Source organism: Acidocella aquatica, from assembly GCF_030160635.1.
GTDB classification, from domain to species: domain Bacteria; phylum Pseudomonadota; class Alphaproteobacteria; order Acetobacterales; family Acetobacteraceae; genus Acidocella; species Acidocella aquatica.
In genome coordinates this window covers 1-5,294 of record NZ_BSOS01000117.1, presented here as the reverse complement: position 1 = coordinate 5,294, position 5,294 = coordinate 1, and the positions used below count along the sequence as shown (strand labels likewise).

5 protein-coding genes are annotated in these 5,294 nt (G+C 68.7%); all 5 read left to right on the top strand.

Annotation, left to right across the window (positions count from 1 at the left end; all coding sequences use genetic code 11):
• Positions 1-562: BKACE family enzyme (locus QQJ84_RS19180; protein ID WP_284259939.1), on the top strand; the 562-nt coding region annotated here is incomplete at its 5' end.
• Positions 563-580: 18 nt separating this feature from the next.
• Complete coding sequence (gene cofH / locus QQJ84_RS19175) at positions 581-2,917, top strand: 5-amino-6-(D-ribitylamino)uracil--L-tyrosine 4-hydroxyphenyl transferase CofH (protein WP_284259938.1); 2,337 nt, start codon at positions 581-583, stop codon at positions 2,915-2,917.
• A 26-nt stretch (positions 2,918-2,943) separates the two neighbouring features.
• Entirely contained in the window at positions 2,944-3,603 is a 660-nt protein-coding gene (gene npdG / locus QQJ84_RS19170) for an NADPH-dependent F420 reductase (protein ID WP_284259937.1), read from the top strand.
• On the top strand, positions 3,600-4,358 hold the full coding sequence (gene cofE / locus QQJ84_RS19165; RefSeq protein WP_284259936.1) for a coenzyme F420-0:L-glutamate ligase: 759 nt from the start codon (positions 3,600-3,602) through the stop codon (positions 4,356-4,358). The genes npdG and cofE overlap by 4 nt, the downstream gene beginning before the upstream one ends.
• A partial coding sequence (gene cofD / locus QQJ84_RS19160) for a 2-phospho-L-lactate transferase (RefSeq protein WP_284259935.1) occupies positions 4,355-5,294 on the top strand: 940 nt, incomplete at its 3' end. The genes cofE and cofD, both read left to right, overlap by 4 nt.

Below are 5,294 nucleotides of genomic sequence, written 5' to 3'. Positions count from 1 at the left end.
CAAGCGCTTCAAGGAGTTCAAGCACGCGTGGGAGCCGCAGGCCCTGGAAGCCTCGCGCGATCTCGTGTTCAAGAACACTTATGCTGACATTGAGCATTCGCTCTCGGTGCTCTCCCCCATGGGCGTGCGCTTCGAGTTTGAATGTTATGATACCAGCCATCTCTACAACCTGGCCTATTTCCTTGACCGCGGCCTGGTGCAGGCGCCGCTGTTCATCCAGACCGTGTTTGGCATCCTGGGCGGCATCGGCGCGCATCCTGATGATGTGATGCATATGAAGCGCACCGCCGACCGCCTGTTTGGCAAGCAATACAAATGGTCGGTGCTGGGTGCGGGCGCCAACCAGATGAAGGTGGCCGCCATGGCCGCCGCCATGGGCGGCAATGTGCGTGTCGGGCTGGAGGATTCGCTCTGGGCCGGCCGGGGGCGCATGGCCAAATCCAATGCCGAGCAGGTGCGCATCGTCCGCCAGATCATCGAGGGCCTCGGCCTTGAGGTTGCCACCCCGGCGGAGGCGCGTGAGATGCTCGCATTAAAAGGCGGCGGCCGCACGGCAATCTAGGCGTACGAGGAGAACGGCATGAACAATCCGGACGCGCTTGATCTGACAATCCGCAACACGGGAACGGCGGCGGAGATCACCGCCATGCTCACCCGTGCTCCCCTGTCCGAACTGCTGCGCCAGAGCGAGGCGATGACCCTGGCTGGTCATGGCCTGCTCGTCACCTATTCGCGCAAGGTCTTCATCCCGCTCACCAAGCTGTGCCGCGATGTCTGCCACTACTGCACCTTCGCCCAGACCCCCAAAGCCGCCGCCAGCGCCTATCTCTCGCCGGAGGAAGTCCTCGCCATCGCCCGCGCCGGGGTCGCCGCCGGTTGCCGCGAGGCGTTGTTCACGCTCGGCGACCAGCCCGAGGCCCGCTACGCCGCCGCCCGCGAGGCTCTGGCCAAAATGGGTTACCCCACCACGCTGGCCTATTTGCGCGCCATGGCCGAACTGGTCCTCAACGAGACCGGCCTGCTGCCTCACCTCAACCCCGGCCTGATGACCGCCGCCGACTACGCCGCCCTGCGCCCGGTCTCCGCCTCCATGGGCATCATGCTGGAGACCATCTCCGCGCGCCTCTCCGAGCCCGGCGGCCCGCATTACGGCTCGCCGGATAAACTGCCCGCCGCCCGCCTCAAAACCATCGAGGCTGCCGGCGCGGCCCGCGTGCCCTTCACCACCGGCCTGCTCATCGGCATCGGCGAAACCCGCGCCGAGCGCATTGAGGCGCTGCTCGCCATCCGTGACCTCCACCGGCGCCACGGCCACATCCAGGAAGTCATCATCCAGAATTTCCGCGCCAAGCCGGACACCAAAATGGCCAGCCACCCGGAGCCCTCGCTGGAGGAGCATTGCTGGACCATCGCCGCCGCCCGGTTGATCCTCGGGCCAGACATGAGCATCCAGGCGCCGCCCAACCTGCAGCCCGGGCATCTGGCGGCATTGCTCGCAGCCGGCGTCAACGACTGGGGCGGCGTCTCCCCGGTCACGCCGGACCATGTGAACCCAGAAGCCCCCTGGCCCCATCTCACCGCTCTGGCGCAGGCCACATCCGCCACCGGCCGCGTGCTGGCCGAGCGCTTGGCCATCGGCCCCGCCTACGCGCAAGCTCCCACAACCTGGCTCGACAAATCCCTGGTCCCGCGCGTCCGCCGCCAGGTTGACGCGCGCGGCCTCCCGGTCACTGACTCCTGGCACGCGGGCACCGGCGCGCCAATTCCCGCCCCCGCCGTGCATGGCGGGGGCGTCTCCCCCGCCATCGCGGCCATCATCGCCCGCGCGCGCTCCGGCAACCGTCTTGAAGAGCGGGAGATCGTGCAGCTTTTCAACGCCGGCGGCGCGGATGCCGCCCGCATCGCCGCCGCCGCCAACGCCCTGCGCGCCGAGGCCGTGGGCGAGACCATCACCTACGTCATCAACCGCAACATCAACTACACCAACATCTGCCTCCACAAATGCGGCTTCTGCGCCTTCTCCAAGGGCAGCACCAAGGCCGAGCGCGGCCCCGCCTATAATATCGATCTCTCCGAGATCAGCGCCCGCGCCGTGGAAGCCTGGGCGCGCGGCGCCACCGAGGTTTGCCTGCAAGGCGGCATCCACCCGGATTACGACGGCAACACCTATCTCAACATCGCCCGCTCCGTGCGCCAGGCCACGCCCGGCATGCACATCCACGCCTTCTCGCCGCTGGAAGTCTGGCACGGCGCCACCACGCTCGGCCTGGACCTGGAAACCTATCTCGCCCAATTGCGCGATGCCGGGCTCTCCACGCTGCCCGGCACGGCGGCGGAGATCCTTGACGATGAAATCCGCGCCATCATCTGCCCGGACAAGCTCAACACCCGGCAATGGCTGGATGTGATGCGCGCCGCCCACCGCGTCGGCCTCAAATCCACCGCCACCATTATGTTCGGCCATGTCGAGCGCTATGAGCATTGGGCCCGCCACCTGCTGCGCATCCGCGACCTGCAAGCCGAGACCGGCGGCTTCACTGAATTCGTGCCCTTGCCCTTCGTCCACATGGAAGCCCCGCTCTGGCGCAAGGGCCTGGCCCGCTCCGGCCCGAGCTGGCGCGAGGCGCTGCTGATGCACGCGATCGCCCGCCTCGTGCTGCACCCGCTCATCCCCAACATCCAGGCAAGCTGGGTCAAACTCGGCGAGGCCGGGGTGCTCGCCGCCCTCAATGCCGGGGTGAATGATCTTGGTGGCGTGCTGATGGACGAATCCATCACCCGCGCCGCAGGTGGCCAGAACGGCCAGGCCTGTACGCCTGAGCGCATGCGCCACCTCGCATCCCAAGTTGGCCGCCCCGCCGTGCAGCGCACCACCCTCTACCAGCCGGTGCCCCTGCTGGCTGAAACCGGCGACTAAGTTTAACCTCACAACGGATGGATTTGATGACAACCCAGAAGACAATCGCCGTCATTGGCGGCACCGGCCACCTTGGCTCCGCTCTGGCCCGCCGCTGGGCGAAAGCGGGGCGCCGCGTCATCATCGGCTCGCGCGCTGCTGAAGCCGCGCACAAAGCCGCCGCCGACCTCGGCTTTGGCCTCACCGGCATGGCCAACGCCGCTGCCGCCCAGGCGGCGGACCTCATCGTCGTCACCGTCCCCTTCGCCGCTCAGGCTGCCACCCTGGCGGACATCGCCCCCTACGTCACCGGCAAAATCGTCGTCGACACCACGGTGCCGCTGATGCCGCCGAAAGTCATGCAGGTGCAGCTTCCGGCCGAGGGCAGCGCCGCCTTGCGCGCGCAATCCCTGCTGGGCGAGGGCGTCACGCTGGTCTCCGCCTTCCACAACGTCGCCGCCCACCGCCTCATCACCGATGACGAGATCGCCTGCGACATTTTGGTGTTCGGCAACGACAAGGCCGCCCGCGGCGAGGTTGTCGCCCTGGCCAAAGCCGCCGGCCTGCGCGGCCTGCACGGTGGCGCGCTGGCCAACGCCGCCGCCGCCGAGGCGCTGACCTCGGTGCTCATCTTCCTCAACCGCACCTACAAGGTTGACGGCGCCGGCATCCAGATCACCGGCACGCTGATCGAGCCTGAAGTGTGAGCATCAGCCTCCATCCGCTCACCGGCATCGGGGAAATCCACCCCGGAGATGATCTGGCCTTCATCATCGCCCAGGCGCTCACCGCCGCGGGCCTGCCGCCCCAACCGGGTGACGTGCTGGTGGTGACGCAGAAAATCGTCTCCAAGGCGGAGGGCCGCTTCGTTGACCTCGCCGCCGTCACCCCCGGCGCGGAGGCGCTGCGCCTCGCGGAACTCACCCGCAAAGACCCGCGTCTGGTCGAGCTCGTGCTGGCCGAATCCGCCGCCGTGGTGCGCGCGGTGCCAAACGTGCTCATCACCCGCCACCGCAGCGGCCATGTCATGGCCAACGCGGGGATCGACCGCTCCAACACCGGCACCGGCGCTGGCGAACTTGCCCTGCTGCTGCCCCAGGATGCCGACGCCGCCGCCGCGGCTTTGCACGCGGCCCTCGCGGCGCATCTCACCCCGGTCCCCGCCATTGTCATCTCTGATAGTTTTGGCCGCCCCTGGCGCTACGGCGTCACCAACGTCGCCATCGGCGCCGCCGGCTTCCCCTCGCTGGTTGACCGCCGGGGCGACACTGACCGCGACGGCCGCATTCTCGAAGTTACCCAGATCGCTTTGGCTGACATGGTCGCCTCCGCCGCCGGGCTCGCCATGGGCGAAGCCGCCGAAGGTGTGCCCGCCGCCCTCGTGCGCGGCCTGGCCCTCCCCGGCACGCCCTTGCCCGCCGCCGCCCTGGTCCGCCCCCTCAGCGAGGACCTCTTCCAGTGACCCTGCTTCCCGCAACGCCGCGCACCGCCGTCCTCACCGGCGGCGTCGGCGGCGCCAAGCTGGTGCTCGGCCTGGCGCAAATTCTCCCGCCCGAGAACCTCACCGCCATCGTCAACACCGGCGATGATTTCACCCACCTCGGCCTCGCCATCTCCCCGGATATCGACACGCTGCTCTACACCCTCTCCGGCAAGGCCAACGCTGCCCAGGGCTGGGGGCGGGAAGGGGAGAGCTGGTCGTTTCTCGCCGCCCTGCGTACCCTCGGCGGCCCAGACTGGTTCCAGCTCGGCGACGGCGACCTCGCTTTGCATGTGCTGCGCACCGCCGCGCTGGCATCCGGCCAGCCCCTCTCCCAAATCATCGCCAACTTCGCGCAAGCCTGGAACATCGGCCCCGCCGTGCTGCCGATGACCGACGGCCGCGTCGCCACCATGCTCACCACCGATGAGGGCGAGCTGGACTTCCAGCATTATTTTGTCGCCCGCCGCTGCGCGCCCAAAGTCAGCGCCATCCGCTTCGCGGGCGCCGCCCAGGCCGCCCCAGCGCCCGGCGTGCTCGCCGCCATCGCCCAGGCCGAGGCCATTCTCATCGCCCCCTCCAACCCGTATCTGAGCATCGGCCCCATCCTCGCCATCCCCGGCATCGCCGCCGCGCTCAAAGCCGCAAAAGCCCCCATCATCGCCATCTCGCCCATCGTCGGCGGCCAGGCTGTCAAAGGCCCCACCGCCAAGCTCATGGCCGAACTCGGCATCGCCATCACCAACACCGCCATCGCCGCCCACTACGCCGGCATAATCGACGGCCTGCTGCTCGACCAGCGCGACCCGCCCAAAGGCCCCGGCATCCCCCACGCCGCCGCCGACACGCTGATGCACACGCTGGAAGACCGCATCCGCGTCGCCCGCGCCGCCCTGGCCCTGGCCGGAACCATCAGCA

What these genes read in the sequence shown, in the direction of transcription:
- cofH (WP_284259938.1), top strand. Translation starts at nt 581, where the DNA reads ATGAACAATCCGGACGCGCTTGATCTGACAATCCGCAACACGGGAACG.
- npdG (WP_284259937.1), top strand. Translation starts at nt 2,944, where the DNA reads ATGACAACCCAGAAGACAATCGCCGTCATTGGCGGCACCGGCCACCTT.